At 71.3% G+C, this 26,759-nt stretch carries 24 protein-coding genes; 11 read left to right on the top strand and 13 right to left on the bottom strand.

Annotation, left to right across the window (positions count from 1 at the left end; all coding sequences use genetic code 11):
- Window positions 1–28 precede the first annotated feature (28 nt).
- Window positions 29–688, top strand: coding sequence for a PhzF family phenazine biosynthesis protein (locus AB0J02_RS00600; RefSeq protein WP_363191736.1), 660 nt, complete (start codon window positions 29–31; stop codon window positions 686–688).
- 69 nt (window positions 689–757) lie between these two features.
- On the opposite strand, the gene AB0J02_RS00595 is transcribed toward AB0J02_RS00600, so the two are convergent.
- Window positions 758–1,408, bottom strand: a complete 651-nt coding sequence (locus AB0J02_RS00595; protein WP_363191314.1) for a biliverdin-producing heme oxygenase — start codon at window positions 1,406–1,408, stop codon at window positions 758–760.
- A gap of 189 nt (window positions 1,409–1,597) precedes the next feature.
- The gene (map, locus tag AB0J02_RS00590; RefSeq protein WP_363191313.1) at window positions 1,598–2,482 is read right to left on the bottom strand and encodes a type I methionyl aminopeptidase; all 885 of its coding nucleotides are present in this window, start codon (window positions 2,480–2,482) and stop codon (window positions 1,598–1,600) included.
- Window positions 2,483–2,539: 57 nt separating this feature from the next.
- Here map and AB0J02_RS00585 point away from each other — a divergent pair, with 57 nt between their 5' ends.
- Window positions 2,540–2,773: a hypothetical protein gene (locus tag AB0J02_RS00585; RefSeq protein WP_363191735.1), complete on the top strand. Its 234-nt coding sequence runs from the start codon at window positions 2,540–2,542 to the stop codon at window positions 2,771–2,773.
- A 20-nt stretch (window positions 2,774–2,793) separates the two neighbouring features.
- Here AB0J02_RS00585 and AB0J02_RS00580 read toward each other — a convergent pair whose 3' ends face one another.
- A complete protein-coding gene (locus tag AB0J02_RS00580; RefSeq protein ID WP_363191312.1) occupies window positions 2,794–3,405 on the bottom strand; it encodes a hypothetical protein in 612 nt (203 codons plus the stop codon).
- A gap of 109 nt (window positions 3,406–3,514) precedes the next feature.
- Between AB0J02_RS00580 and AB0J02_RS00575 the strand changes: the two genes are divergently transcribed.
- The 3 genes from AB0J02_RS00575 to AB0J02_RS00565 all read left to right on the top strand — a co-directional run bounded on the left by AB0J02_RS00575 (window position 3,515) and on the right by AB0J02_RS00565 (window position 5,696).
- Entirely contained in the window at window positions 3,515–4,648 is a 1,134-nt protein-coding gene (locus tag AB0J02_RS00575; RefSeq protein ID WP_363191311.1) for a sialidase family protein, read from the top strand.
- Window positions 4,649–4,661: 13 nt separating this feature from the next.
- Window positions 4,662–5,384, top strand: a complete 723-nt coding sequence (npdG, locus tag AB0J02_RS00570; RefSeq protein WP_363191310.1) for an NADPH-dependent F420 reductase — start codon at window positions 4,662–4,664, stop codon at window positions 5,382–5,384.
- A 108-nt stretch (window positions 5,385–5,492) separates the two neighbouring features.
- Entirely contained in the window at window positions 5,493–5,696 is a 204-nt protein-coding gene (locus AB0J02_RS00565; protein WP_363191309.1) for a hypothetical protein, read from the top strand.
- On the opposite strand, the gene AB0J02_RS00560 is transcribed toward AB0J02_RS00565, so the two are convergent.
- A complete protein-coding gene (locus AB0J02_RS00560; protein ID WP_363191308.1) occupies window positions 5,683–6,486 on the bottom strand; it encodes a site-2 protease family protein in 804 nt (267 codons plus the stop codon). The genes AB0J02_RS00565 and AB0J02_RS00560 overlap by 14 nt on opposite strands.
- A gap of 166 nt (window positions 6,487–6,652) precedes the next feature.
- On the opposite strand from AB0J02_RS00560, the gene AB0J02_RS00555 reads away from it, so the two are divergent.
- On the top strand, window positions 6,653–9,934 hold the full coding sequence (locus AB0J02_RS00555) for a BTAD domain-containing putative transcriptional regulator (RefSeq protein ID WP_363191307.1): 3,282 nt from the start codon (window positions 6,653–6,655) through the stop codon (window positions 9,932–9,934).
- Window positions 9,935–9,964: 30 nt separating this feature from the next.
- Here the strand turns inward: AB0J02_RS00555 and AB0J02_RS00550 are convergent, their stop codons facing one another.
- The 3 genes from AB0J02_RS00550 to panB form a co-directional block, all read right to left on the bottom strand.
- Window positions 9,965–10,801 carry an ABC transporter permease gene (locus AB0J02_RS00550; RefSeq protein ID WP_363191306.1) on the bottom strand — a complete coding sequence of 279 codons (837 nt, stop codon included), beginning with the start codon at window positions 10,799–10,801 and terminating at the stop codon, window positions 9,965–9,967.
- Complete coding sequence (locus AB0J02_RS00545; protein WP_363191305.1) at window positions 10,798–11,829, bottom strand: ATP-binding cassette domain-containing protein; 1,032 nt, start codon at window positions 11,827–11,829, stop codon at window positions 10,798–10,800. Before AB0J02_RS00545 ends, AB0J02_RS00550 begins: the two co-directional genes overlap by 4 nt.
- A gap of 217 nt (window positions 11,830–12,046) precedes the next feature.
- Entirely contained in the window at window positions 12,047–12,916 is an 870-nt protein-coding gene (gene panB, locus AB0J02_RS00540; protein WP_363191304.1) for a 3-methyl-2-oxobutanoate hydroxymethyltransferase, read from the bottom strand.
- Between the two features lie 192 nt (window positions 12,917–13,108).
- On the opposite strand from panB, the gene AB0J02_RS00535 reads away from it, so the two are divergent.
- From AB0J02_RS00535 to AB0J02_RS00520, 4 genes are all read left to right on the top strand, one after another.
- Window positions 13,109–14,713 carry an MFS transporter gene (locus tag AB0J02_RS00535; RefSeq protein WP_363191303.1) on the top strand — a complete coding sequence of 535 codons (1,605 nt, stop codon included), beginning with the start codon at window positions 13,109–13,111 and terminating at the stop codon, window positions 14,711–14,713.
- A gap of 100 nt (window positions 14,714–14,813) precedes the next feature.
- The gene (locus AB0J02_RS00530; RefSeq protein WP_363191302.1) at window positions 14,814–15,482 is read left to right on the top strand and encodes a TetR/AcrR family transcriptional regulator; all 669 of its coding nucleotides are present in this window, start codon (window positions 14,814–14,816) and stop codon (window positions 15,480–15,482) included.
- Between the two features lie 194 nt (window positions 15,483–15,676).
- Window positions 15,677–16,696 carry an endonuclease/exonuclease/phosphatase family protein gene (locus tag AB0J02_RS00525; protein ID WP_363191301.1) on the top strand — a complete coding sequence of 340 codons (1,020 nt, stop codon included), beginning with the start codon at window positions 15,677–15,679 and terminating at the stop codon, window positions 16,694–16,696.
- A 169-nt stretch (window positions 16,697–16,865) separates the two neighbouring features.
- A complete protein-coding gene (locus AB0J02_RS00520; RefSeq protein ID WP_363191300.1) occupies window positions 16,866–18,086 on the top strand; it encodes an MFS transporter in 1,221 nt (406 codons plus the stop codon).
- 50 nt (window positions 18,087–18,136) lie between these two features.
- Here the strand turns inward: AB0J02_RS00520 and AB0J02_RS00515 are convergent, their stop codons facing one another.
- The 6 genes from AB0J02_RS00515 to AB0J02_RS00490 all read right to left on the bottom strand — a co-directional run bounded on the left by AB0J02_RS00515 (window position 18,137) and on the right by AB0J02_RS00490 (window position 25,015).
- Window positions 18,137–19,843 (bottom strand): multicopper oxidase family protein, encoded by a 1,707-nt coding sequence (locus AB0J02_RS00515; RefSeq protein ID WP_363191299.1) that lies wholly within the window; start codon window positions 19,841–19,843, stop codon window positions 18,137–18,139.
- A gap of 152 nt (window positions 19,844–19,995) precedes the next feature.
- The gene (locus tag AB0J02_RS00510; protein WP_363191298.1) at window positions 19,996–20,394 is read right to left on the bottom strand and encodes a DUF6153 family protein; all 399 of its coding nucleotides are present in this window, start codon (window positions 20,392–20,394) and stop codon (window positions 19,996–19,998) included.
- A gap of 31 nt (window positions 20,395–20,425) precedes the next feature.
- Window positions 20,426–21,472, bottom strand: a complete 1,047-nt coding sequence (locus tag AB0J02_RS00505; protein WP_363191297.1) for a LacI family DNA-binding transcriptional regulator — start codon at window positions 21,470–21,472, stop codon at window positions 20,426–20,428.
- Window positions 21,473–21,557: 85 nt separating this feature from the next.
- Window positions 21,558–23,204, bottom strand: a complete 1,647-nt coding sequence (locus AB0J02_RS00500; RefSeq protein WP_363191296.1) for an extracellular solute-binding protein — start codon at window positions 23,202–23,204, stop codon at window positions 21,558–21,560.
- Between the two features lie 57 nt (window positions 23,205–23,261).
- Window positions 23,262–24,125 (bottom strand): carbohydrate ABC transporter permease, encoded by an 864-nt coding sequence (locus AB0J02_RS00495; RefSeq protein WP_363191734.1) that lies wholly within the window; start codon window positions 24,123–24,125, stop codon window positions 23,262–23,264.
- A gap of 35 nt (window positions 24,126–24,160) precedes the next feature.
- Entirely contained in the window at window positions 24,161–25,015 is an 855-nt protein-coding gene (locus AB0J02_RS00490) for an ABC transporter permease subunit (protein ID WP_363191295.1), read from the bottom strand.
- A 383-nt stretch (window positions 25,016–25,398) separates the two neighbouring features.
- On the opposite strand from AB0J02_RS00490, the gene AB0J02_RS00485 reads away from it, so the two are divergent.
- Window positions 25,399–26,370 (top strand): hydroxyacid dehydrogenase, encoded by a 972-nt coding sequence (locus AB0J02_RS00485; protein WP_363191733.1) that lies wholly within the window; start codon window positions 25,399–25,401, stop codon window positions 26,368–26,370.
- Window positions 26,371–26,759 lie beyond the last annotated feature (389 nt).

Genomic DNA, 26,759 nt, shown 5'->3' with positions numbered 1-26,759 from the left:
TGCGTGGTTCACTTTTCCGGTGCGCTACTTGGACTACTCGGACTACGACGTACTGAACGTGTTCTGCGGGCCCGACGGCCGCCACGGCAACGGGCTCGGAGTCGTGCGTGAGGGAGCCGACGTGCCCGGCAGGGCGCAACGGCAGGCCTTCGCGGGCAAGTTGGGCTTCAGCGAGACGGTGTTCGTCGACGACCCCGAGCGCGGCGTCATCGACATCTACACGCCGACCCTGCGCCTCCCCTTCGCCGGGCACCCCTGCGTCGGCACCGCCTGGCTGCTCGACGTCCCCGAACTGGTCGTCCCCGCCGGCGTCGTCGGGGCCCGCCTCGACGGCGAGTTCAGCTGGATCGAGGCCCGCCCCGAATGGGCCCCGCCGCGCACGCTGCGGCAGTTCGGCTCGGCTGCGGAGGTGGACGCGCTGCCGGTGCCGCCGTCGGGGGAGTGGATCTACGCCTGGGCCTGGGAGGACGAGGCCGCGGGCCGGATCAGGGCCCGCGGGTTCCCGGGCCGCGACGACGGCATCACGGAGGACGAGGCGACGGGCGCGGCCGCACTCCTGCTGACCGCCCACCTGGACCGGGCCCTCAACATCCACCAGGGCCGGGGCTCACAGATCCTGACGGCCCCGCAGCCGGAGGGCTTGATCGAGGTGGGCGGCCGGGTACGCCTTTCAGGCCCCGCCGACTGAGCCCCTCCGACTGAGCCCCTCCGGCGATTGAGGAGCGGGGTCCGGGGCGGAGCCCCGTAACGGTGCGCCTTACGCGGCCGCGGAAAACTCCTCACCGAGCGCCCGGAACACGGCCGTGTTCAAAGCGAAAGCAGCCTTGCACTCAGCAACAACCCGCTGCTGCTCCAACTCGTCGACGCCGATCCCGTCGAGCAGCTCGCGATACGCCCGCTTGAACGCGGCGGGGTTCCCGACCCCCTCGAACACGTAGAACCGGACGCCGTCCCCCTTGCGCGCGAACCCCCACGTGCGCTCCGCCTTGTCGCGGATGATCTGGCCGCCCGACAGATCGCCCAGGTAGCGCGTGTAGTGGTGCGCCACATACCCGGCGGGCCAGGACGCCGCGCACTCCTCGACCCGCGCCGCGTACGCCACCGTGGCCGGCAGCGCGGAGACCTTCTCGCGCCAGCCGGCGCCCCGCAGATGCGCGAGGTCACGCTCCAGCTCGGGCAGGCGCAGCAGTTCCGGCTGGATGAACGGACCCGCGACCGGGTCGTCCGCCAGCCGCTCCATGCCGCCCTCAAGTGCGCGGTAGACGAACCACAGTTGCTCCGTGTACCGCGCGTAGGCGTCCACGCCGAGGCTGCCGCCGAGCAGGTCGCTCATGAACGTGGACGTCTCCGCCTCCGTGTGCTGCTCGTGCGAGGCGGTGCGGATGAGAGTGGAGAACGGGGTGTCCATGAGGCCTCCGCCAACGGGGTCTAGGTAGGTTAGCCTTACCTAAGATATCAGGCTTCCCGACATCCTGTCGGTAAAAACGTACCCCGCTTTTCCGATCAAGGGAACGTAGGACGGCGCACGCGAAGAGCCCGCCCCGGAAAGGGACGGGCTCATGCGACAGGGGAGGCGCCGGAGGACGGACGCGACCGGCTACGGCAGCGTCAGGATCTCCGTACCCGTCTCCGTGACCACCAGCGTGTGCTCGAACTGAGCCGTCCGCTTACGGTCCTTGGTGACGACGGTCCAGCCGTCGGCCCACATGTCGTACTCGTACGTGCCGAGCGTCAGCATCGGCTCGATCGTGAACGTCATGCCGGGCTGGATCACCGTCGTCGCGTGCGGGCTGTCGTAGTGCGGGACGATCAGACCCGAGTGGAACGACGAGTTGATGCCGTGCCCGGTGAAGTCGCGCACGACGCCGTAGCCGAAGCGCTTGGCGTACGACTCGATGACGCGGCCGATGATGTTGATCTGGCGGCCCGGCTTCACGGCCTTGATGGCCCGCTCCAGGGACTCGCGGGTGCGCTCGACGAGCAGCCGCGACTCCTCGTCGGTGTTTTCCGGGTCGCCCACCAGATACGTGGCGTTGTTGTCACCGTGCACGCCGCCGATGTACGCCGTCACGTCGAGGTTGATGATGTCGCCCTCGCGCAGCACCGTGGAGTCGGGGATGCCGTGGCAGATGACCTCGTTGACGCTTGTGCAGAGCGATTTGGGGAAACCGCGATATCCGAGCGTCGAGGGGTAGGCACCGTGGTCGCACATGTACTCGTGCGCGACGCGGTCCAGCTCGTCCGTGGTGACGCCCGGGGCGATCGCCTTCGCTGCCTCGGCCATGGCACGTGCGGCGATCCGGCCCGCGACGCGCATCGCCTCGACCGTCTCCGGGGTCTGGACCTCCGGGCCCTTGTACGGCGTCGGCGCGGGCTTGCCGACGTACTCGGGGCGCCGGATGTTTCCGGGCACGGAACGGATGGGGGACTGCTCCCCCGGTACGAGGACGGTGGGTGACGACTGCGTCGACTGGCCAGACATGCCAGCGAGTGTAACGAGGCGCCGTGGGGGACCATGGCCCTGACGAGAGGAGTCGATGTGGCCCTGTTCAAGAAGCGGACCGTCGGAAAGCCGGGCGAGTGGTACTACTGCCTGGAGCACCAGAAGGTCGAGGAGGGGCCCGAGTGCCCCGCCAAGGACCGGTTCGGGCCGTACGCGTCCCGCCAGGAGGCGGAGCACGCGATGGCCACCGCCCGGGAGAAGAACCTCCAGTGGGAGAACGATCCGCGGTGGCACGACGCGTCGGCGCGCGGCGAGGACGACCAGGGGTAGCGGCCGCTGCCGGCGCGCCGTCACCAGCGGGCGGGTGGCGGCGCCGTCAGGTGGTCCGCGAGGCGGGACAGGCGGTCGCGGAAGCCGCGGCGGCTGCGCGCGGCCGGCACCGCGTTCTCCCCGGCCGCCGCGCTGACCAGGTGCTGCACCGTGTCGAGGTCGAGGTCGGTGTCGCCGGGCACGGTCAGCCCGTCGTGCGCCATGGCGTGCAGATCGCCGTTGCCCGCGGGGCCGGCGTCGAGCGCGAGGACCGTCGCACCGGCCCGGCGGGCGTCGTGCACCCGCTCCAGGAGCGGCGCGCCCACCGTGTCCGGCGTCACCACGAGCAGCGTCTCGCCGCGCCGGGCCGCCGCGAGCCGGCCGAGCCCGACCGCCAGATGGGCCGGATCCTCGGGCCGCGCCGCGTGCCGCACCAGCGTCGGGGCCAGCTCGGGGGTGCCCGACCAGGCAGCCTCGTCCACCAGGTGCGCCGCGAGATGCCACGGCTCGTACGCGGCGGAGCCCACCAGCAGCAGCCCCCCGCCATGGGCCGCCACCGAGGAGCGCAGCGCCCCGGCGAAGCGACGGGTGGCGGCGGGCCACTCGGTCCCGGCGAGGACCTCGCGCAGCAGGGCTACTCGTACGGCGTCCATGGGGTGGCATGGTGCCTCAACCGTCGCCCGTGTTCGGCTCGTTCGCCGGAAGAACGCTCGTACGGCTGAAGTTCACCCGGAGTTATTTCCGGCGGGAAGCATGGCGGGCATGCCCGCCACAGGAGCGTTGCCCGAGCCGCCGGTGATCCCCGATACCTCCGTGCCGTTCCGCGCCGGACAGGACGGCTACGCCGGCTTCCGCATCCCGGCCGTCGTGTCCGCCGCCGACGGAACACTCCTCGCCTTCTGCGAGGCCCGGCGCGCCTCCAGCGCGGACAGCGGCGACATCGACCTGGTGCTGCGCCGCTCCACGGACGGCGGCCGCGGCTGGGGCCCGCTCCAGGTCGTCGCCTCCAACGGCCGTGATCTGGCGGGCAATCCGGCGCCCGTCGTCCTCGCCTCCGGACGCGTCCTGCTCGTCCACGTGCGCAACGCGGCCGCCGCCACCGAGGACGCCATCCGTCGCGGGCGGGTCACGGCCGCCGACGGACGGCGCGTCTGGGTCACGTACAGCGATGACACGGGGCTGACCTGGAAGCCCGCACGGGAGATCACCGCGCAGACCAAGAGGGCGAGCTGGCGCTGGTACGCCACCACGCCCGGCCACGCCGTGCTCACCCGCGAAGGCCGCGTCGTCGTCCCGGCCAACCACTCGCTGCCGCCGGCCGGCAGCGACACCGGGACCGAGGGAAAGTACAACGGCGGGCACTGCCTGCTCAGCGACGACGACGGCGCGACCTGGCGCATCGGATACGTCGACGACGGGGCGGCCGCCACCGACGGCCTGATGAACCCCAACGAGACGACCGCCGCCCAACTCCCCGACGGGCGGCTCTACTTCAACACCCGCAACGACTCACCGGCCCCCGGCACCCGCGCCGACGCCTGCTCCCTGGACGGCGGCGAACGGCTGGTCAAGCCCTTCCGGCCGCAGGCGGGCCTCGTCGGACCGGTCGTCGAGGGCAGCCTGCTGCACCTCGGCGACCCGGACGTGCTGCTCTTCGCGGGCCCCGCCGACCCGGACCTGCGCGCCCTGATGACCGTGCGCCGCAGCCTCGACGGCGGCGTCACCTGGAGCCCCGTCCACACCGTCGACGGGCTGCCCGCCGCCTACTCCGACCTCGTCCGCGCCGACGACGACACCGTCGGCCTGCTCTACGAGACCGGGGACTTCTCCGCGTACGAGACGATCACCTTCCGGCGGATCCCCGTGGCCGCTCTCACCGGGCCGAACCGCCGCTGAGTAAGGTCGCTCCATGACTTCCAGTGACAGTACCGACAGCGCACAGAACGCCCCGAAGGCCCCCGCCAAGGACCCCTGGGACCTGCCCGACGTGTCCGGGCTCGTCGTCGGCGTGCTCGGCGGCACCGGACCGCAGGGCAAGGGACTCGCCTACCGGTTCGCCCGCGCGGGCCAGAAGGTGATCATCGGCTCCCGCGCCGCCGACCGCGCGGCCGCCGCCGCCGACGAACTGGGCCAGGGCATCGAGGGCGCCGACAACGCCGAGTGCGCGCGGCGCAGCGACATCGTGATCGTCGCCGTGCCCTGGGACGGGCACGGCCCGACCCTGGAGGCGCTGCGCGAGGACCTCGCCGGCAAGCTCGTCGTCGACTGCGTCAACCCGCTCGGCTTCGACAAGAAGGGCGCGTACGCGCTCAAGCCCGAGGAGGGCAGCGCCGCCGAGCAGGCCGCCGCCCTGCTGCCCGACTCGCGCGTCACGGCCGCCTTCCACCATCTGTCGGCCGTGCTGCTCGCCGACCCGGCGGTCGAGGAGATCGACACGGACGTGATGGTCCTCGGTGAGGTCCGCGCCGACACCGACCTCGTCCAGGCGCTGGCCGGCCGCATCCCCGGCATGCGCGGCGTCTTCGCGGGCCGCCTGAGGAACGCCCACCAGGTCGAATCCCTGGTCGCGAACCTCATCTCCACCAACCGCCGGTACAAGGCGCACGCGGGCCTGCGCGTCACGGACGTATAACACCGAATCTTTATACTTTCCGTACGTTCAGGGCGCCTTCAGGCGTCGGCGGGGCATGGGGGACACTGGTCGGCGAAGACCGAGCCGTGCCGTATTGGAGCCGACCCCATGCCCCGCATCGCCCTTTTCGCCCTCGTCGTCTGCGTCCTCGCTGTCGCGGCGGCGGTGGTGTCCTTCGTAGAGGGCAGCTTCCTCGGGATCGTGTGGGTCCTCATCGCGGGCATCACGTCGAACATGACGTGGTTCTACGTGCGCAAGGCCAAGGCCGAGAAGGCGGAGCGGTCCGGGTCGTCGACGACTACTGCTGTGTGAAGGTCGGGATCTGCGGGGTGCCCTGCCAGAACTGGTAGAACTGGCGCCCCCAGTAGGTGTCCCACTCGGTCACGCCGAGCGAGCGCAGCACCGCGTTGATCGCGTCGAAGAAATACGCGTTGACCTCGGGGATCCACAGGATCGCGAAGACCGCGAGCAGCCCGAACGGTGCGAACGGCTCCACCTGCCGCTTGATGCCGTACGACAGCCAGGGCTCGATGACCCCGTACCCGTCGAGCCCCGGGATCGGCAGGAAGTTCAGGATCGCGGCCGTCACCTGCAGCAGCGCCAGGAATCCGAGCGCGTAGCGGAACGTGTCCGGTACCCCGTCCAGCGCGTGCAGCCAGAACGGTGCCGTGCAGACGATCGCGAACAGTACGTTCGTCAGCGGCCCCGCCGCCGAGATCAGGCTGTGCTTCCAGCGGCCCTGGATGCGGCCCCGTTCGATGAAGACCGCGCCGCCGGGCAGGCCGATCCCGCCCATGATCACGAAGAGGACCGGGAGCACGATGCTGAGCAGGGCATGGGTGTACTTCAGCGGGTTCAGGGTCAGATAGCCCTTCGCGCCGATCGAGATGTCGCCGCTGTGCAGCGCCGTGCGCGCGTGCGCGTACTCGTGCAGGCACAGGGAGACGATCCACGCCGCCGTCACGAAGAGGAACACGGCGAAGCCGGGCTGCGAGGCGTAGTCCGTCCACACCGCCCAGCCGGACACGGCCGCGACCGCGACGATGCCGAGGAAGACGGGACTGATCCTGCTGTCGCCGCGACGGGATGTGGCGGTGGTCATGGGGTGGAGCTCCCGGGGTCGCTGGTCTGGGGCGTCACTGAACGTACCCGCACTGCACGGGGAACGTGTCGGGATGTGGCGGGAGTTCCGGGCGCCGCCGGCCGCCGTTCCCGCGGCCGTGCCGTTCTTGGTGCCCCGCCCACGGGACAGCGGTGACAATAGGGCCGTGCGCTACCGCATCCTCGGCACCACTCAGGCACTCCGCGACGACGGCACGGCCGTCCCCGTCGGCGGGGCGCGGCTGCGCGCCCTGCTCACGGTGCTGGCCCTGCGGCCGGGCCGGGCCGTACCGGCGGGCGTGCTCGTCGACGAGGTGTGGGGCGCCGATCCGCCCGCCGACGCGCCCGGCGCGCTGCAGGCCCTCGTCGGGCGGCTGCGCCGGGTCCTGGGCCCCGGGGCGATCGCCTCCGCCGACGGCGGGTACCGGCTCGCCGCGTCGGCCGAGGAGATCGACCTGTTCCGTTTCGAGCGGCTCACCGCCGACGGCGCCCGCGCCTTCGCCGACGGCAACCCGGCCAAGGCCGCCGAGGTGCTGGACGAGGCGCTCGCCCTGTGGCGCGGGCCCGCCCTCGCCGACCTGCCCGACCGCGCCGCCGACGCCGCCCGCTGGGACACCCGCCACCTGGACGCGCGCCGCACCCGGCTCGCCGCCCGCCTCGCCCTGGGCCGGGCCGAGGAGACGCTGGCGGAGCTGACCGCCCTGTGCGACGCGCACCCGCTGGACGAGCCGCTCCAGGCGCTGCGGCTGCGGGCCCTGCGCGACACCGGCCGGGCCGCCCAGGCGCTCGCCGCCTACCAGGACATACGCGTCGCCCTCGCCGACCGGCTCGGTACCGACCCGGGGCCCGAACTCCGTGCCCTGTACGAGGATTTGCTGGATCCCGTCGCCCTCCCGGCGGACGACGCCCCCGGCCGGGCACGGCCCGCACCGCCGCCGGGCAACCTCCGCGCACGCCTCACCTCGTTCGTCGGCCGCGGCGGCGACATCGACGCCATCCGGGCCGACCTCGGCAGGGTCCGCCTGGTCACGCTGCTGGGCCCCGGCGGCGCCGGCAAGACCCGCCTCTCGCAAGAGGTGGCCGAGGGCCTGACCGACTCCGCGCCGGACGGCGTCTGGCTCGTCGGGCTCGCCCCCGTGAGCGACCCGGACGCCGTGCCGGAAGCCGTCGTCAGCGCGCTCGGTGCGCGCGAGACGGTACTGCGCGGCGCGGGCGCCGAGGAGCTGCGCGCCGCGAGCGAGCGGCACGGCGACGATCCGCTCGTCCGGCTCGCCGAGCACTGCGCGGACCGCCGCATGCTGGTCATCCTCGACAACTGCGAGCACGTCATCGGCGCCGCGGCCGCCCTCGCCGAGGACCTGCTGGCCCGCTGCCCCGGCGTCACCGTCCTCGCCACCAGCCGTGAACCCCTCGGCGTACCGGGGGAGTCGCTGTACCCGGTGGAGCCGCTGCCCGAGCCGTACGCGCTGCGGCTCTTCGGCGAGCGGGGCGCCGCCGTGCGGCCCGGTTTCACCGTCGAACAGTCCGCCGAGACCACGGAGGCCGTCGCCGAGATCTGCCGCCGCCTCGACGGGCTGCCGCTCGCCATCGAGCTGGCCGCCGCCCGGCTGCGGATGCTCACCCCGCGCCAGATCGCCGACCGGCTCGACGACCGGTTCCGGCTGCTCACCTCCGGCGCCCGCACCGCCCTGCCCCGCCAGCAGACGCTGCGCGCCGTCGTCGACTGGTCCTGGGACCTGCTCGACGCCCCCGAGCGCGCCGTCCTCGCCCATCTGTCCGTGTTCAGCGGCGGCTGCGACCTGGCCGCCGCCGAGGCCGTGTGCGGCCCCGACACCCTGGAAGCCCTCGCCTCGCTCGTCGACAAGTCGCTCGTCGTCGCCGCGCCCGACGGGGAGGACGGGGCGATGCGCTACCGGCTCCTGGAGACGGTCGGCGAGTACGCCGGCGAGCGCCTGGACGAGGCCGGGGACCGCGCGGACGCCGAACGCGCCCACCTCACGTACTTCCGTGAACTCGCCCGCACCACCGACCCGTTGCTGCGCGGTCACGGACAGCGCGCGGCCGTCGCCCGCCTGGAGGGCGACTACGAGAACCTGCGCTCCGCCCTGCGTCGCGCCGTCGCGCAGCGGGACGAGCAGGAGGCCATCAGCCTCGTGCTGTCCCTGGCCTGGTTCTGGCAGATGCGGGACCTGCGCACCGAGGCCCGCGCCTGGACGGGGGAGGTCGTCAAGCTGGGCCCCGACCCGTTCGACGGGCCGGTGCGCCCCGCGCCGCCGGTGTACGAGCGCTGCACCGACGTGCCGCCGCCGTTCACCGGCGAGCTGCTCGACGAGGCCCGCCGCCAGGTCCACATCGCCCGCCTCGGCTACATGGACATGGAGATGGACAAGTGGCAGTCGCCGGAGGGGCAGGCGAGGCTGCGCGTCATCCGCGAGACCTACCGCGCCGATCTGCCGCAGGCCTGCCGCCCCCCGGGCAACGTCTGGTACTTCGCGGTCCTGCTGACCGGCCAGATCGAGAAGTTGTACGGCCTCGCCGACGTGACCGTACGCGCCTGCCGCGCCCTCGGCTACGACTGGGAACTCGCGCTCGTTCTGCAACTGCGGGCCAACGTGCTGGCCAACAGCGCGGAGACGGCCGTCCGCGGACTCGTGGACGCCGACGAGTCGCTGGCCCTGTTCACCCGGCTCGGCGACGAGTGGGGCGTCGCCGAGGCGCTCTCCGCGCGCGGTGAGGCCCACGAGAAGCTCGGCCGGTACACCGAGTCCGCCGCCGACTACACCCGCGCCCGGTCCGTCGCCGAGAGCATGGGCGCCCACTCCCAGGCCGCGATCCTCCAGATCAGGCTCGGCCAGGTCTTCATCGAGCAGGGCGCTGGTGAGCGCGGTGAGCAGTTGCTGCGCGACGCCCTGGAGTCCGGCCGCCGGCACACGAACGAGGCCCGGCCCGCCGCCCGGATGTTCCTCGTCGGCCGGCTCGCGGGCACGGGCCGCACCGCCGAGGCGCGTGAGCAACTGGCCGCGCTGCGGGGCGAGTTCAAGGTCGCGGACATCGTCTTCTTCCAGGGCATGACCACCGGTATGGAAGCGATGCTCGACGCCCTCGAAGGACATGCCGAGGAGGCCATCGCAGCGGCGCTGCGGGCCCTGGAACTCGCGAGCGACCCGCTCTCCGGCGTGATCATGCCGAACCTGTCGGCGCTGCACCTGCTCACCGTGGCGCGCGGGCTCGCGCAGCGCGGCCGTCCCGGTGACGTGGAGCTCGCCGCCCGGCTGATCGGCGCGTCCGACGCCTCGCTGTCCTCCCTGTACCACCGGGCCGTGATGGAGCGCGAGTGGCGGACGGACACCGAGGCGGTGGTGCGGGCGCTGCTCGACGACGCGACCTACGAGCGGGCATACGCCGAGGGCGGCGGCCTCTCCGTGGAGGAGGCCACCGCCCTGCTGTGACGCGAACCGACCGGCTGTCCCGGCCCCGGCTCAGCTCTTCTTGGTGAACTTGCGGATCGCGACCGGCGCCATGACCAGCGTCAGGCCCGCCGTCCAGGCGAGCGTCACCCACAGGCCGTGGGCGACCGGGCCGCCGACCATCAGGCCACGGGCCGCGTCCGCGAGACCGGACATCGGGTTGTACTTCGTGAAGCCCTGGAGCCAGCCCGGCATCGACTGGGTCGGCGCGAAGATCGACGAGCCGAACTGCAGCGGCATCATCACCAGGAAGCCCATCGCCTGCACGGACTGGGCGTTCTTCATGGTCACACCGAGGACCAGGAAGATCCACATGATGCCCGAGCCGAAGAGGACGGTCAGACCGACAGCGGCGAACAGGCCGCCCCAGTTGGTGATGTCGAAGCCGACGAGGAGCGCGACGATCATGAGGACCGTCGTGGCGATCAGCAGGCGCAGCAGTTCCACCGAGATCTTGGCGATCAGGACCGAGGCCCGCCCGATGGGCAGGGACCGGAAGCGGTCCATGATGCCCTTGTTGAAGTCCTCGTTGAAGCCCGTGCCGACGCCCTGCGCGATGTTCATGCTCATCATCGCGACCATGCCGGGAATCACGTACTGCACGTACTGCTGCTGACCGCCGCCGAGCGACTGGCCGATCGAGCCGCCGAAGACGTACACGAACAGCAGCGTGAAGACGACCGGCATCAGCACGGCGTCGAACATCGACTCCGGGTCCTGCTTGATCCACAGCAGGTTGCGGCGGACGAGCGCGCCGGTGTGGCGCAGGTGGCCGCGGAGCCCGATCCGGGGGTCGGCGTCGACCTTGATGGTGGGGACGGTCGAGGGGGAGACGGTGGTGGCGCTCATACGGCGACCTCCTCGAGTTCGGGGCGGGCGTCCTGCGGTGCGGACGCCTTCTCGCCGGTGATGGAGAGGAACACCTCGTCCAGGCTGGGCAGTTCGGTGGCGATCGAGCCGATCGTGATGCCGCGCGCGGTGACCGCGCCGACCACGGCGGTGAGCTGCTCGTCGCTGAGGATCGGCACCAGCACGGTGCCGGACTCGGCGTCGACGGTGGCCGTGGCGAGGCCGGTCAGGCCCATGTCGTCGAGGGCGGCCGCGAGCGGGCGCAGCTCCAGCGGGTCGGCCGGGCGGATGCGCAGGGTGCGGCCGCCGACCTTGGCCTTCAGCTCCTCGATGCCGCCGCCCGCGATGACCTGGCCGCGGTCGATGACGGTGAGCTCGGAGGCCAGCCGCTCGGCCTCCTCCATGTACTGGGTGGTGAGCAGCACGGTCACGCCGTCCCGCACCATCCGCTGGACCTCGTCCCACACCTCGTTGCGGGTACGGGGGTCGAGGCCGGTCGTCGGCTCGTCCAGGTAGAGGACGTGCGGGCTGCCGATCATCGACGCCGCGAGGTCGAGACGGCGGCGCATGCCGCCGGAGTACGTCTTCGCGGGCCGGGTCGCGGCGTCGGTGAGCGAGAACCGCTCCAGGAGCGCGTCGGCGCGGGTGCGGGAGTCCTTCCTGGACAGGTCGAGCAGCCGCCCGATCATGTACAGGTTCTCGCGCCCGGAGAGTTTCTCGTCGACCGAGGCGTACTGGCCGGTGAGTCCTATCACGCGGCGCAGTTGGCGGGGCTGGCGCACGGCGTCGTAGCCGGCCACGACCGCGGTGCCGGAGTCGGGGACGATCAGGGTGGAGAGGCAGCGGACGAGGGTGGTCTTGCCGGCGCCGTTCGGGCCGAGTACACCCATCACGGTGCCCTCGTGCACGTCCAGGTCCACACCGTCCAGGGCCTTGGTCGCGCCGTAGTGCTTGACCAGCCCCCGCACGGACACGGCCACCGGACGGCCGCCCACGCTGTTGCCGGGGTTCTTGTCGATTCGCGTCATGCCCATCAAGATGCCAGCCGCCACCGACAAGTCACCGACAGACGACCGACAGGTTCGACCGTACGCCGATATATCGCCGACAGATTGGATCGGCACGGGTCGGCTCGTGCGGGAAAACGGCCGCGGCCCGTCGACGGGGGAAGATCGACGGGCCGCGTTGGTGCCGCGATGGCTCAGTGGAGATCGGTCGGGATCGGTCGAGATCGCCGACGGGGGCTCAGTGGACGGAGTGCTCCTCCAGAGGGAACGTTCCGCCGATCACGTCCTCCGCAAACGCCTTGGCCGCATCGGACATGACAGAGCGCAGATTCGCGTACTGCTTCACGAAGCGCGGCATCTTGCCTCCGGTCAGCCCGAGCGCGTCCGTCCAGACGAGGACCTGGGCGTCCGTCTCCGGGCCCGCGCCGATGCCGACCGTCGGGATGTGCAGGACGCGCGTGACCTCCGCGGCCAGCTCCGCCGGGACCAGTTCGAGGACCACCGCGAACGCGCCCGCGTCCTGCACCGCCTTCGCGTCGCGCAGCAGCTGCTGCGCCGCCTCCTCGCCGCGCCCCTGCACCCGGTAGCCCTGCGTGTTGACGGACTGCGGGGTCAGGCCGATGTGGGCCATGACCGGGATGCCGGCGTCGACCAGGAGCTTGATCTGCTCGTGGGAGCGCTCGCCGCCCTCCAGCTTGACGGCGCCGGCACCCGCCTCCTTCACCAGCCGCATCGCCGAGCGCAGCGCCTGCACCGGGCCCTCCTGGTAGGAGCCGAAGGGCAGGTCGCCGACGATCAGCGCGCGGCTGGTGCCACGGACGACCGCGGCCGAGAGCATGGTGAGCTGGTCCAGGGTGACCGGGACCGTGGTGTCGTACCCGAGGTGACAGTTGCCCGCCGAGTCGCCGACCAGCATCACGGGGATGCCGGCCTCGTCGAAGACCGATGCCGTCATCGCGTCGTACGCGGTCAGCATCGGCCACTTCTCGCCCCGCTCCTTGGCGAGGGAGATGTCCCGGACGGTGATGCGGCGGGTGCCCTTGCCCCCGTACAGCGCCTTGGGGTTGCTGCTGTCGGTGGTCTTCTGGGCAGCCTGAAGTTGCGTCATCGCAACGGCTCCTTCAATTCGTCTCGAGGCGCCCTGACGGCGTCCCCGGATCGTCTCCATGGTGGCACCGCGTGCCGCTTCCGCGCCAGAGCCCCGCCCGTGCAAAGCCTCCGTGTAAAGCCTCGGTAAGGCTTTGCCCTCAGGTTTCAATACGAGACGGTCCCGTATCGAAATGCGGCTAGGGTCGTCCGTATGACCACTCCTGCCGTCCCCGCGGCCCCCCGTATACCGGAGGCCGTGCACCGCCGTCGCTGGGCGATCCTCGGCGTGCTCATGCTGAGCCTGCTGATCGTCGTCCTCGACAACTCCATCCTGAACGTCGCGATCAAGACGATCTCGACGCCCGCACCCACCGGCCTCGGCGCCACCCAGAGCGAGCTGGAGTGGGCCATCAACGCCTACACGCTCGTCTTCGCGGGCCTGCTGTTCACCGCGGGCCTGCTCGGCGACCGCATCGGCCGCAAGAAGGTCCTCATCGGTGGTCTGGTGGTGTTCGGCATCGGCTCGGCGCTCGCCGCCGAATCCGGCACGCCCGTGCAGCTCATCGCGTTCCGCGCGGTGATGGGCCTCGGCGCCGCCTTCGTCATGCCGGCCACCCTCGCCGTGCTCATGAACGTCTTCGAGCGCGAGGAGCAGCCCAAGGCCATCGGCATCTGGGCCGGCGGCGTCGGCCTCGCCATCGCCATCGGCCCGATCACCGGCGGCCTGCTGCTCGACCACTTCTGGTGGGGCTCGGTGTTCCTCGTGAACGTGCCGATCGTGATCATCGCCGTCGTCCTGATGCTCGCGCTCGTGCCCGACTCGAAGGACCCGAAGCCGGGCCGGATCGACCTCGTCGGTGTCGTCCTGTCCGTCGTGGGCCTGGTCCTGCTCGTCTACGGGATCATCAAGGGCGGCGACGAGGGCGACTTCACCAGCCCCCAGGTCCTCGCCACCATCATCGCGGGACTCGTCGTCCTCGTCGGGTTCGTCGTCTACGAGAAGCGCAGCGACCACCCGTCGATCGACATCGACTACTTCAAGAACAAGGTGTTCTCGGCCGCGATCGCCGCCATCGCGCTGGTCTTCTTCGCGCTGATGGGCGTCACGTTCTTCTCGGTCTTCTACACCCAGAGCGTGCGCGGATACTCGCCGCTGCAGACCGGCGCCCTGATGCTGCCGCTCGCCGTGGCCCAGCTGATCTTCGCGCCGCGCGCCCGGATCGTCGTCGACAAGCTCGGCGTACGGGCCACCACCACCGGGGGACTCGTCCTGCTCGCGGGCATGCTCGCCGCCTTCACCGCGCTCGACGCGGACACCCCGATCTGGCTCCTGGAAGTCATCTTCTTCCTCATGGGCACGGGCATGGCGCACGTCATGACGCCGACCAGCGTCGTGATCATGCAGGCGCTGCCGCGTGAGAAGGCCGGTTCGGCGTCCGCGCTCAGCAACACCTTCCGCCAGGTCGGCGGCGCGCTCGGCATCGCCGTCCTCGGCTCCGTGCTCTCCACCGCGTACCGCAGCGGACTCGAAAGCCACACGGACAAGCTCGGGCTGCTCCCCGCCAACCTGCGGGACACCGCCGGCGCCTCGATCGAGGCCACGCTCGGCGTCGCCGAGAAGCTCGGGCCGCGCGCCCACGGCCTGGTCGACGCGGCCAACGGCGCGTTCCTGCACGCCATGCACGTCACCGCCCTGTGGGGCGCGGGCGTCGCGCTGGTCAGCGCCGTCGTCACGGCCCTGTTCCTGCCGGGCAAGGTGCCGGCCGCGCCCGCCGGACAGCCGGGCGAACCCGAGAAGGTCGGCGCGGACCACTGATCCGCGCACCGCACGGACGGGCGGCCGGGACGCGCTGAGAGAATCGCCCCGGGATCTGGCGGACGGCCGGATTCCGGGGCCGTGGCGGAAGGCGGAGGGTGTGGACACGGAACGGGCCGAGGGACAGGCGCGGCGGCAGAGGACCCCGGGCTCCCCGACGCCGCCACCCGCCTGCGAGGCCCCTGTCCGGGGCCGCCCCCGCAGCGAGGCCGTCGAGCAGGCCATCGTCGAGGGCGTCGTCGCCCTCCTCGAAGAGGGCATCCCGCTCGCCGAACTCTCCATCGAGCGGATCGCCCGCACCGCCGGCGTCGGCAAGGCCACCATCTACCGGCGCTGGAGCGGCAAGGAGGAACTGTTCGTCGACGTACTGCGCTCCATGGAGGCGCCCGACCCCGAACTGCCCGGCACCTCCATGCGCGACGACCTGGTCTGCCTCCTGGAGCATCTGCGCCGGCGCGGCCTGAGCATGCGCAGGTCGGTCCTCCTGCACAACGTCTTCGCACAGATGAAGACCCTGCCCAAGCTCTGGAACGCGTACCACGAGATCGTCATCGACCCGCGCCGGCGCGTCATGCACGACGTGCTGCGGCGCGGCGTCGCCGACGGGGAACTGCCGGCCGGCACCGACATCGAACTCGCCAACGACCTCGTGACCGGGCCCATGCTGCTGCGCAGCATCATGCGCAGCGACCTGCCCCTCACCGACGATCTGGCCGAGCGGATCGTCGATCTCGCGCTCGCCGGACTGCGGACCGGGAGCGACGGCTGATTGTGCGCGTTTCGTCACAGAAAGCCCATCAAAGCGCCTTGTTCGGAACTTCGGACGCCGCCTCGCACGTCCTCGTGACGGTACGGACGTCACAGACCCGCCCGGCCTGGGCGTGACGGGACAGAAAGCCGCCGAACATCCCCTAGGGTTTTCGGGCAGGGGGACGGCGGGCACGGCAGTGAGGCGACGACGGTATGGCGCAGGCGCACAGCACGGGAGACGGCGACGGATCCGGGCACACCGGACCGGGTGCCAGACTCCGACGCCTGGGGCGCAGGCTCCGCCAGGACCGCGGGCTGTGGCGCCGCGGCATCGTACTCGCGGTACTCGCGGTGCTGCTCGCACTCGTCATGCTGCTGCACGCACAGATTCCCAACACCATCGGCAACCTCGGCTCCCTGACCGAGACGTTCCTGCCGTGGCTCGGCCTGTTCATCCCGCTGCTGCTGATCCTGGCCTTCGTACGGAAGTCGGCGACGGCCCTGGTCGCGCTGCTGATCCCGACGATCGTCTGGTTCAGCGTCTTCGGCGGTCTGCTCACCGACAAGCAGGCCGGCGGCGGTGACCTCACCGTCGCCACCCACAACGTGAACGCCGACAACCCCGACCCGACCGAGACCGCGAAGGCCGTCGCCGCGTCCGGCGCGCAGGTCGTCGCCCTGGAGGAACTGACGCCCCAGGCACTGCCGACGTACGAGAAGGCGCTCGCGGCGAAGTACCCGCACCACTCGGTGCAGGGCACCGTCGGGCTGTGGAGCAAGTACCCGCTCTCGGCGACCCGGCCCGTCGACATCAAGCTGGGCTGGACCCGGGCGATGCGCGCCACCGTCGCGACGCCCGAGGGCAAGGTCGCCGTCTACGTGGCGCACATGCCGTCGGTGCGGGTGAAGCTCGACTCCGGGTTCACCGCCAGCCAGCGCGACAAGAGCGCGAACGCGCTGGGCGAGGCGATCTCCGACGAGACGCTCGGCAAAATCGTCCTGCTCGGTGACCTGAACGGCACGATGAACGACCGCGCCCTCACCGCCGTCACGTCCCAGCTGCGCTCCACCCAGGGCGCCGCGGGCAGCGGCTTCGGGTTCAGCTGGCCGGCCGCGTTCCCGATGGCCCGGATCGACCAGATCATGGTGAAGGGCGTGGAGCCGGTGTCGTCGTGGACGCTGCCCGAGACCGGCAGCGACCATCTGCCGATCGCGGCCCGCCTCGCCCTGTGACACCCGTCTCCGCCCGTCCCCTGAGCTTCATGGGGCTTTAACCTCACGGAATAGTTGGCGCGGGAGAGTTTGTTCCGTACGTAAACTTACGTGGCGCGACCTGCCCGGCTCGCGTGGCTTGCGTACGCGGCTCACCCTCCCTGCACCCACTTTCTTTGGACGATCCCTCATGCCCCTCGCCCTCCTCGCCCTCGCTGTGGGCGCCTTCGGCATCGGCACGACCGAGTTCGTGATGATGGGCCTGCTGCCCAACGTCGCCGACGACCTGCACATCTCGATCCCCGCCGCCGGACACCTCGTCTCCGCGTACGCGCTCGGCGTCGTCATCGGCGCCCCCGTACTCGCCGCGATCACCGCACGCATGCCGCGGCGCCGGGTCCTGATCGGCCTGATGGTGCTCTTCGTCGTCGGCAACGCGGTGTCGGCCGTGGCCCCCGACTACCACTCCCTGATGCTCGCCCGCTTCGTCAGCGGCCTGCCGCACGGCGCCTTCTTCGGCGTCGGCGCCGTCGTCGCCACCTCCCTGGTGGCACCCGAGCGCAAGGCCCGCTCCGTGTCGCTGATGTTCCTCGGCCTGACCGTCGCCAACATCGTCGGCGTCCCCGTCGCCACCGCCATGGGGCAGCAACTCGGCTGGCGCGCCACCTTCCTCGCGGTCAGCGCCATCGGCCTCGCGGCGATCGCCGCCCTCGCGGCGCTCGTCCCCGCCGACCACGGCCACGGTGCGACGGTGGGCGTCCGCAGCGAACTCCGGGCGCTCGGCTCGGTACCCGTATGGCTCGCGCTCGGCACGACCGTCGCCGGGTTCGGCGCCCTCTTCTCGGCCTACAGCTACATCACGCCGATGCTCACCGACGCCGCCGGATTCGCCGAGGGGAGCGTGACACTGCTGCTCGCCCTGTTCGGCGTCGGCGCCACCATCGGGAACCTGCTGGGCGGCCGCCTCGCCGACCACTCGCTGCGCGGCACCCTCTTCGGCGGCCTCACCTCCCTGGTCGCGGTCCTGGCCCTCTTCCCGCTGCTGATGCGCGCGGAGTGGAGCGCGGCCCTCGCCGTGCTGCTGCTCGGGATGGCCGCCTTCACGACCGGGTCGCCGCTGCAGCTGATGGTGATGGAGAAGGCGTCCGCCGCGCCGTCCCTCGCCTCGTCCGCGAACCAGGCCGCGTTCAACCTGGCCAACGCGGGCGGCGCCTGGATCGGCGGCCTCGCCCTCGCCGCGGGCCTGGGCGTCACGTCCCCGGCCCTGACCGGCGCGGTCCTGGCCGTCCTCGGCCTCGCCGTGGCCGCACTCGCGTACGCCGTGGACCGCCGCCGCGGCACGACCGGCTCCGCCCCGGGCCGCCTGGTCGCGGCGCACGTCCCGAGCGAGGCGGAGCCGGCCCGGCGGTGACGGCCCCGGGGCGGGTGGCCGGGCCGGGTGGCCGTGGCCCGGCCCTCGGGTCAGGCGCGGTAGCCGAGCACCGTCATCATCCCTGCCTCCGCGTGATAGACGTTGTGGCAGTGGATCATCCACAGGCCCGGGTTGTCCGCGTCGAAGTCCACCGTCAGCGTCCCGTTCGGCAGCACGATCGCCGTGTCCTTGCGGGGGCCGCCCGCCACGTTCGCCAGGGCGAACGTGTGGCCGTGCAGATGCACCGGGTGCCACATCGCGGTCGAGTTGGCGAAGACGAGCCGGACGCGCTCGCCCGCGCGGACCGGGTGGCGCCGGTCCGCTGAGTACGGCTTCTTGTCGAAGGCCCAGTCGTACGCGGCCATGGATCCCGTCAGTTGGAGCCTGATCGTGCGGTCCGGCTCGCGGGACGACAAAGCGACTGAGGCGTCCGCTCTGAGCCTGTCCGCCGTCAGCAGGCGGCCGTCCAGCTCCCTGGGGCGGGCCGTGGCGGCGGGTGCCGCCCCCGCGCCTGTGCGCAGCACCGCGAGCGCCGAGGCCTTCTTGCCCTCCGCGAGCGCCGTCAGTGGGAAGACGCCGTCGCCCGCCGTGACCAGCACGTCGTACCGCTCACCCATGCCGAGCAGCAGCGCGTCCGTCGTCGCGTGCCGCACCGGGGAGCCGTCCGTGTGCGTCACCGTCATCTCATGTCCGCCGAGCGCGACGCGGAAGGCGGTGTCCCCGCCCGCGTTGATGATCCGCAGGCGGATACGGTCACCCGGGCGGGCCCTGAAGGACGAAGGGGCCTGTGGCGTACGCCCGTTGACCACGTAGTGCGGGTACGCCACATCGCCCGCGTCGCCGCCGAGCAGCTCGCTCCGGGCGCCCATCATCATCCGGGACGGACCGGCGGCCGCCGAGGGCGCGGTGGTCTCCGTCATCGCCATGCCGCTCATCCCCGGCATGTCGTGGCCGGAGTGCCCCGAGCCGCCCGCGTCGCCGATGCCGCCGGTGTCGCCCATGGATCCCGGGCCGGCCGAGTGGTCCATGCCGGCACGCAGTTCGGCCAGGACCGCGTCCGGGGTCGAGCCCTCCACCCCGTCGAGCCAGTCGTCGAGGACGATCACCCACTCCTTGTCGTACGACAGCGGTTCCTTGGGGTCGTCCACGATCAGCGGTGCGTACAGGCCGCGGTCCTGCTGCGTGCCCGAGTGCGGATGGACCCAGTACGTGCCCGGGTGCGACACCGTGAAGCGGTAGGTGAAATCGGCGCCGGGAGCGATCGGCTTCTGGGTGAGGCCAGGGACGCCGTCCATGTCATTGCGCAGGGCGAGGCCGTGCCAGTGCAGGGACGTGGCCTGGGGGAGATGGTTGGCCAGGATCAGGGCGAGCGTGTCCCCTGCGGTCGCGCGGAGCTCCTTGCCGGGCAGATCGCCCCCGTACGACCAGGACCTGACGGTGCGGCCGCCCAGATCCAGCGGGGTCGCGGCGGCCGTCAGCCGCATCGCGCGGACCGGGCCAGAGCCGCGCTCGCGCTCGGCGGCGGCGACCTCCCTGCCCGCCGGGTCGACGAACCCCTCGGGCCCGCCGCCGCCCGCGCCGTGACCGCCGTGCCCGGAGCCGGAATCCGAACCCGCTCCCGAGCAGGCGGACAGAACTCCCGTGCCGGCAAAGGCGATCGACGCGCCGAGCAGGGTGCGCCGGGAAGGGGATGAGGCGGGCAGCCGACGTGGGCCGCGTGGGCGGCGTGGGTCGTGTGCGTCGTGTGTGTCGGGCATGACTGAGTGCACCTCTGTGTCGGTGTCGTGCTGTGTGCAGTGGGCGAACTCATCTGCTGCTTCTGATACACCGCTCGACCCGATCGGGTTCCCACCGGTCGGGTTCCCCGGTCGGATTCCGGGCAGCGCGAAGCAGCCGGTGAGGACAGGCCCTAGATGCGCAGCACCGACAGGCGGGACAGCAAGGTGCGTGGTGGGGGAGGGTTGGGGCGGTGCGCGTGCGTCAGGCCGCGCAGGGCCTGTGCGGACGGGCCGGTGATCAGGGGTCGCAGTACCGCCGCTGTAAGCAACAGCAGCGTGAACGAACCCAGCACGGCCAGGCACACGCTCAGCGGGTCCATGCCGCTGTCGCCGGGGGAGCGGTGCTCGGGTGCGCGCACCTGGACGCCGGTGTGTTCCGGCATCGGCGCCGCGTGGGACGCCATCGGCCTCATGTCCCCGGCCACGTGCCCCGTCGGATGCCCCAGCGTGTGCATCCCCACGATCCCGAAGAGCAGCGCCACGAACAGCAGCAGCTGTCCGCGGCCGGTGCGGCCCTTCGTCGTCGCCATGGACCGCACCCTACCCCCACCCGGTATACGGCTACGGCGTGAGGCGGCGCACGCTGTCGCGGATCACTATGTGCGTGCCGAGGAGCTGGCGCTGCTGCCCGCTCCGGCCCGTGCCGCCGAGGGCGAGCCGGACCGCCGTGCGCCCCAGTTCCTCGCCGGGGATGTGCACGGTGGTCAGGCCCGGCGTCATGTCGGTGGCCACCGGGTCGTCGTTGTAGCCGACCACCGAGATGTCCTCCGGGACGCGCAGCCCGTACTCCCCGAGCGCCTTCACCACGGCGGCGGCCACCCGGTCGTCGCCCGCGAACACCGCCGTGAAGTCCGGTCTGCCGTCGCACTTGTCGAGCAGGTCGCGGATCGCCTCGTCGCCGGCGATCTGGCCGAAGCCGATCCCGTGCAGCAGCGCGTCCGCCTTCGGGACGCCGTGGTTCTCCAGGGCCCGCAGATAGCCGCGCACCCGGTCCTCGCCCGTCGTGTTGCCCGGCTGGTAGCCGATCAGCGCGATCCTGCGGTGGCCCGCGCCCAGCAGATGGCTGGTGATCGCGTGGGCGCCCGCCTCGTTGTCGTACTCCACGACGACCGCGGGCACGTCGGGCGCGGGCGCGGGCCGGCCGCACAGCACCAGACGCGAACCGGCGGCCGCGAGGGACTGCGCGTACTGGGCCATCCGCTCCCGGTACGCGGCGTCCTCGACGACCCCGCCGACCAGGACGACCGCCTCCGCCGCCTGCTCGCGCATCATCTGCACCAGCGCCAGCTCCCGGGCCGGGTCCGCGCCGGTCGACGCGACCAGGGTGAGCCGGTCGTGCTGGGCGGCCTCCTTCTCGACGCCCTGCGCGATGGCCGCGTAGAACGAACTCACCACGTCGAGCATCAGCACGGCGATGGTCTTGCGGCCGGCGCCCGCCAACGCGCGCGCGTGCGCGTTGGCCACGTAGTCCAGGTCCTTGGCCGCGCGCAGCACCTTCGCGCGCGAGGCGGCCGACGTCGGGTAGTTGCCCGCCAGGACCCGTGACACGGTCGCCACCGAGACCCCCGCGCGCGCGGCCACGTCGCGGATCGTCGCCCGGTCGCCCACTCTGACTCCTTCAAAGTCCGATGGTGCGGAACCTCCTCGGGCCCCGCACCATCATCGCCTGCGCCGTCGCCCTCGGTCAGCCGGGTCAGTGGGCCGCCGCGTACTCCTCACCGAACTCGTCCAGGGCCTTCTTCCCGCCCTGGGCGAGCCACTTCTTGTAGATGCCGTCCCAGTCGGAGAGCTTCTTGCGGCCGGTCACCACCGCGGTCACGCCGTCGTTGATGATCTGGTCGAGCGTGGCGCCCTGCCGGTTGAACGTGTCGGACTGCAGGCCCCACCGGTCGTTGGGCACCATCATCGGGACGACCTTCTGCTGCCAGGCGTGCACTCGCTTGGTGAGATCCGCGTAGCCCGGGTAGTACAGCGGCTGCGGCGCGTCGGCGACCTTGACCAGCGGCAGGTTGTCCTTCGACTCGACGAGCCCCAGTTCGGTGGCGATCGGGTTGTTGTCCTTGTCGCGCTTGAAGTGCGTGCCCTCGATGCCGTAGTGCAGCAGCTCGTACTCCTGCGAGCCGAACGGCGAGGACAGCCAGTCCAGGACGCGCAGCAGCAGCTTGATGCGGTCCTTGGAGGCCTTTTTCAGCGCCGTGTAGCCGAACATGCCGCGGCTCTGCTGGTACTGCCGCGAGCCGCCGGTGGTGTAGGGCTGCGCGACGGCCAGGGTGTACGCGTCCTTGATGCCCTGCGCGTTGGAGATCGTCGCGCCGAAGCCGTCGGTCATCGACAGGGCCGTGCCGTTGTAGAACTGCGTCTTCAGGTCGACCTGGGAGACGGAGGTGGCCTCGGGGTAGTACGCGCCGGACGCGCGCAGCTTCGCCATGTACTCCAGGGACGCCCTGAACTCGTCCGTACCGGCGAAGTAGTCGGCCTTGCTGCCCTCGATCCGCCACTCGTTCGGGGCGCCGTGCCAGATGGCGTGCGTCTTGTAACCGAAGTAGCTGGTCGTGGAGGCGCCAAGGCCCCACTTGCGGTGGCCCGTCACGGACTTGGCGACCTTCGCGAAGTCCGCCGCCGACATGCCCTGCTCGAACCCGGCCTTCTTGAAGGCCTCCTGGTTGAGGAACAGGGTGTCCTGCGGCTTGGGCCGCTCCACCGGAACCCCGTAGATCCGGCCGGCGATCCGGCCCATCCCTTCCCAGGCGTACGTCGGGATGGCGGCGAGGTGCGGATAGTCCTTCGCGGCGTCGCCCGACAGGTACTCGGTCAGGTCGGCGCACCGCTCCTTCACGAACTGGGCCTCGCGCGGCAGGGTGTAGCCGCCGCCGATCGCGATGATGTCGGGCAGGTCGTCGCCGGCCATGAGCGTGGCCATCTTGGTGCGGAAGTCGGCGTCCGGCACCACCGTGAACTCGACCTCGACACCGAGCGCCTTGTTCAGGGCGGCCCAGTACTTGTTCTGCGAGGCGGGCTTGGGCGGTGTGCCGTACGTGATGGAGATGATCCGGATCTTCTCCTTGCCGGTGCCGGGCTTCTCGGCGACGGCCTCGACCAGCTTCTCCGGGTACGTGAGGAAGCCGGCCTGGACGCCGTCGGCGGTCGGCGCGAGGTCGGGCGCCGGGCCCAGCGCGGCGGCGTACGTCGGCCAGGGCGCCGCCTTCGTGCCCTTGTTGCCGACGGACCCGCCCCCGCCGCTCCCGGTCGAGCAGCCGGTGAGCAGGGACGGCACGGCGATCGCGGTGCCGCCGACGGCGATGGAGCGCAGCAGGGTGCGGCGCGACATGTTCGCGGACATGGTGAAGGACCCTTCATCTAAAGGAAGTTGAGGGCAAGCGAGGGGAGGGGCGGTGGCTCAGCTCTTGATGGCGCCGGTGAGCACGCCCTTGGTGAAGTACTTCTGGAGGAAGGGGTAGACCAGCAGGATCGGCACCACGGCGATCACCAGGACGGCCATCTGTGTCGTCTGCGGCGCCGAGACCATGCCGGCCTCGCTCAGCCCCGTGTCGGCGATCTGCGCGCCGCCGATGACGTACGTCCGCAGCACTTGCGACAGCGGCCAGTGGTCGGACTCCAGGTAGATGGAGGCGGTGAACCAGGAGTTCCAGTAGCTGACCGCGTAGAAGAGGCCGACCACGGCGAGCGCGGCCTTCGACAGGGGCAGCGCGATCCGCCAGAACGTCGCCCAGTCACCGGCGCCGTCGAGCCGCGCGGCCTCGTACAGCTCCTCGGGAATCCCCTGGAAGAAGCCGCGCAGCACCACCAGATTGAAGACGTTGATGAGGCACGGGGCGATGACCGCCGCGTACATGTTCTGCATCCCGAGCCCCTTGACCAGCAGGAACGCGGGGATCATGCCGGGCGGGAAGAGGAACGTGAACAGCACCAGCAGCAGCACCGGCTTGCCGCCGAAGACCCCGGGGCGGCTGAGCGCGTAGGCGAGGAACGAGGTGCAGGCCAGGGAGAGCAGCGTGCCGATGACGGTGATGCCGACGCTCACGCCGAGCGCCTTCGTGACGATGCCGCCGCTGAGGATGTTCTCGTACGCGCGCAGGCTCGGATCGGTCGGCCACAGCACCCAGCCGCCGTTGGCGACCACCTCCTTGTTGGAGGCGAGCGACGTGGAGATGATCACCAGGAACGGTACGAGGACCAGGCACAGCAGCACGATCACGGCCAGGCCCTTGGCGGCCTTGGTGGCGGGTTTCGGCTTCTCCATCCAGGCGGGACGGGCGGGGGCGGTGGACGTCCTGCTCACTTGTAGACCCCTTGTTCGCCGAGCTTGTGCGCGATGCGGTTGGCGACGAACACGAGGGCCGCGCCGATCAGGCCCTTGAAGAGCCCGGCAGCGGTGGCGTAGCCGATGTCGCCGCCGATGATGCCCTGCCAGAAGACGAAGGTGTCGAGGACCTCGCCGACCTCCGGGCCCACCGACTGCCGTTGCAGCAGCATCTGTTCGAAGCCGACGGAGAGGATGTCGCCGAGCCGCATGATCAACAGCAGCACGACGATCGGGCGGATCGAGGGCAGGGTGACGTGCCAGAAGCGGAGCCAGGGCCCGGCGCCGTCGATGGCGGCGGCCTCGTACTGCTGCTCGTCGACCTGCATCAGGGCGGCCAGGAAGATGATCGTGCCCCAGCCGGCGTCCTTCCAGATCACCTCGGCGACGACCAGCGGGCGGTAGGCGTCCGGGTTGCCGATGATGTCGACGGTGTGCAGGCCGGAGTCGCCGAGGAAGCTGTTCAACAGGCCCGTGTCGGACAGGACTTGCTGGAACAGGGCGACGACGATCACCCACGACAGGAAGTGCGGCAGGTAGACGACCGACTGCACGAAACGGCGCAGCAGGTCGGACGTCAGGCTGTGCAGGAGCAGCGCGATCGCCAGCGGCACCGGGAAGTAGAACACCAGCTGCAGTACGGCGATGTAGAGCGTGTTCCATGTCGCGTGCCAGAAGTCCGGGTCGCCGAACATCCGGCTGAAGTTGCCGAGGCCCAGCCAGGGGCTGCCCCACAGTCCGGCGAACGGGTCGTACTCCTTGAACGCCACGACGTTGCCGACGAAGGCCCCGTAGTGGAAGACCAGGAAGTAGGCGACGCCCGGAACCATGAGCAGCAGAAGAGTCCGGCTGCTCCGAAACCGTTTCCACTTCGTATCACGCTGAATTGTGGGGTCAGTTGACCCGTTTTGCGGCTCGTCTGGGGGCTCCACTGCCCCGGTATCGGGCCTTTCCTTCGCCACAGTGGGCACGGGAACCCCTCCGTCGTTGGAACAAGGTGAGCCGGAATCTAAAACGGTTACTACGAACGGTCAACCCCCTTGGCTCAGATCAGCCTTGACCCTGGGCACCTCAAGTGCCTAGCCTCCTGATGCACTTCAGTAACCGGTTACAGAGTTCAGCACAGGACTCCGGGCTTCGGACTTCGGCTCGGAGTCTCTGCAACGAGGGGTGGGACCGAGTGACGGCACACCGACCAACCGCGGCACTGGCCATGGGCGCCCAGGTGGTGGAGCGGGTCTTCCCGCCCGACCTGCGGGAACGGCTCGGCCGCAGCACCCGGTTGGCGGCGGCGCCGCTGACCGGCGCGCTCGATGGGCCGGACGCCGCGGAGGTGCTGGCCGCGACCGAGATCCTGGTCACCGGATGGGACTGCCCGCCGCTCACCGACCGCGTCCTCGCGGCCGCGCCCCGGCTGCGGGCCGTCATGCACGCCGCCGGATCGGTCCGCCCGATCGTCACCGACGCCGTGTGGGAACGCGGGTTGCTCGTCTCCTCCGCCGCCGACGCCAACGCGGGGCCCGTCGTCGCCTACACCCTCGCCGCGATCACCTTCGCGGCGAAGGGGGCGCTCTCCGCCGCCGCGGGGTACGCGTCGGCGTGGCCGGGGTTCACCGAACGGACCGGTGCGGACGCGCGCGTCGTCGGCATCATCGGGGCGTCCCGCATCGGACGCCGGGTGATCGAGGCGCTGCGGGCCGACTCCGCGGGGTACCGGGTGCTGTTGTGCGACCCGTACGTCGACGCGGCCGAGGCCGCGCGGCTCGGAGTGGAACAGGCCGGGCTCGCCGAGCTGTGCCGGCGCAGCGGCATCGTGAGCGTGCACGCGCCTCAACTCCCGGAAACACAAGGCATGTTGAGTACGGAAATGCTCGCACTGATCCCGGACGGCGGGGTCGTGATCAACACGGCGCGAGGCTCACTGCTCGACACGGAGGCGCTGGCCGCCGAATGCGGGGCCGGGCGGCTCTCGGCCTACCTGGACGTCACGCACCCGGAGCCGTTGCCCGCCGGGCATCCGTTGCTGACGCTGCCCAACGTTCTGGTGACGCCGCATATCGCCGGGGCGCAGGGGAGCGAGGTGCGGAGGTTGGGCGTGTACGCGGTGGAGGAGGTCGAACGGTTCGTGCGGGGGGTTGTCTTGCGGGGCGGGACGGGGCGCGGGGACATGGCGCGGGTGGCTTAGCCGGGGGCGCGTTTTCGTTTGCGGGGCGGCTGGCGCGGCGCGGCGGGGCGCGGTCTCGGGTGCCGGGTGGCTGGCGCGGCGGGGCCGCACACCCGTGTGCCGGGTTCATGTCTCGTCGGCGCCCGCGGGTGCGTCGTGGCTGGTCGCGCAGTTCCCCGCGCCCCTGAAGCATGCGGCTTCGCCGCAACTCCATGAGAGCTGAGATGGCGCACGAAGTGCGCATCTCGGGGGTGCGGGGAACTGCGCGAGAAGTCCCACGGGCCCGGGGCCGCGTACGAAGCTGTACGCGGCGGATGGGAGTGCCTTCCAGGGGGTGCGGGGGACTGCGCGACCGGTCCTTGGCCTGGGGTCGTGCGTGAAAGGGCGCTCGGCGGATGGGAGTGCCTTCC

Origin of the sequence: Streptomyces sp. NPDC050264, from assembly GCF_040655895.1 — a bacterium.
In the GTDB taxonomy this organism is placed as follows: domain Bacteria; phylum Actinomycetota; class Actinomycetes; order Streptomycetales; family Streptomycetaceae; genus Streptomyces.
Note: the sequence above shows the minus strand (reverse complement) of the source record. Positions and strands in the feature narration are given on the sequence as shown.

What these genes read in the sequence shown, in the direction of transcription:
- AB0J02_RS00595 (WP_363191314.1), bottom strand. Translation starts at nt 1,408, where the DNA reads ATGGACACCCCGTTCTCCACTCTCATCCGCACCGCCTCGCACGAGCAG.
- map (WP_363191313.1), bottom strand. Translation starts at nt 2,482, where the DNA reads ATGTCTGGCCAGTCGACGCAGTCGTCACCCACCGTCCTCGTACCGGGG.
- AB0J02_RS00580 (WP_363191312.1), bottom strand. Translation starts at nt 3,405, where the DNA reads ATGGACGCCGTACGAGTAGCCCTGCTGCGCGAGGTCCTCGCCGGGACC.
- AB0J02_RS00575 (WP_363191311.1), top strand. Translation starts at nt 3,515, where the DNA reads ATGCCCGCCACAGGAGCGTTGCCCGAGCCGCCGGTGATCCCCGATACC.
- npdG (WP_363191310.1), top strand. Translation starts at nt 4,662, where the DNA reads ATGACTTCCAGTGACAGTACCGACAGCGCACAGAACGCCCCGAAGGCC.
- AB0J02_RS00565 (WP_363191309.1), top strand. Translation starts at nt 5,493, where the DNA reads ATGCCCCGCATCGCCCTTTTCGCCCTCGTCGTCTGCGTCCTCGCTGTC.
- AB0J02_RS00560 (WP_363191308.1), bottom strand. Translation starts at nt 6,486, where the DNA reads ATGACCACCGCCACATCCCGTCGCGGCGACAGCAGGATCAGTCCCGTC.
- AB0J02_RS00550 (WP_363191306.1), bottom strand. Translation starts at nt 10,801, where the DNA reads ATGAGCGCCACCACCGTCTCCCCCTCGACCGTCCCCACCATCAAGGTC.
- AB0J02_RS00545 (WP_363191305.1), bottom strand. Translation starts at nt 11,829, where the DNA reads ATGACGCGAATCGACAAGAACCCCGGCAACAGCGTGGGCGGCCGTCCG.
- panB (WP_363191304.1), bottom strand. Translation starts at nt 12,916, where the DNA reads ATGACGCAACTTCAGGCTGCCCAGAAGACCACCGACAGCAGCAACCCC.
- AB0J02_RS00535 (WP_363191303.1), top strand. Translation starts at nt 13,109, where the DNA reads ATGACCACTCCTGCCGTCCCCGCGGCCCCCCGTATACCGGAGGCCGTG.
- AB0J02_RS00525 (WP_363191301.1), top strand. Translation starts at nt 15,677, where the DNA reads ATGGCGCAGGCGCACAGCACGGGAGACGGCGACGGATCCGGGCACACC.
- AB0J02_RS00520 (WP_363191300.1), top strand. Translation starts at nt 16,866, where the DNA reads ATGCCCCTCGCCCTCCTCGCCCTCGCTGTGGGCGCCTTCGGCATCGGC.
- AB0J02_RS00515 (WP_363191299.1), bottom strand. Translation starts at nt 19,843, where the DNA reads ATGCCCGACACACACGACGCACACGACCCACGCCGCCCACGCGGCCCA.
- AB0J02_RS00510 (WP_363191298.1), bottom strand. Translation starts at nt 20,394, where the DNA reads ATGGCGACGACGAAGGGCCGCACCGGCCGCGGACAGCTGCTGCTGTTC.
- AB0J02_RS00500 (WP_363191296.1), bottom strand. Translation starts at nt 23,204, where the DNA reads ATGTCCGCGAACATGTCGCGCCGCACCCTGCTGCGCTCCATCGCCGTC.
- AB0J02_RS00495 (WP_363191734.1), bottom strand. Translation starts at nt 24,125, where the DNA reads ATGGAGAAGCCGAAACCCGCCACCAAGGCCGCCAAGGGCCTGGCCGTG.
- AB0J02_RS00490 (WP_363191295.1), bottom strand. Translation starts at nt 25,015, where the DNA reads ATGGTTCCGGGCGTCGCCTACTTCCTGGTCTTCCACTACGGGGCCTTC.
- AB0J02_RS00485 (WP_363191733.1), top strand. Translation starts at nt 25,399, where the DNA reads ATGGGCGCCCAGGTGGTGGAGCGGGTCTTCCCGCCCGACCTGCGGGAA.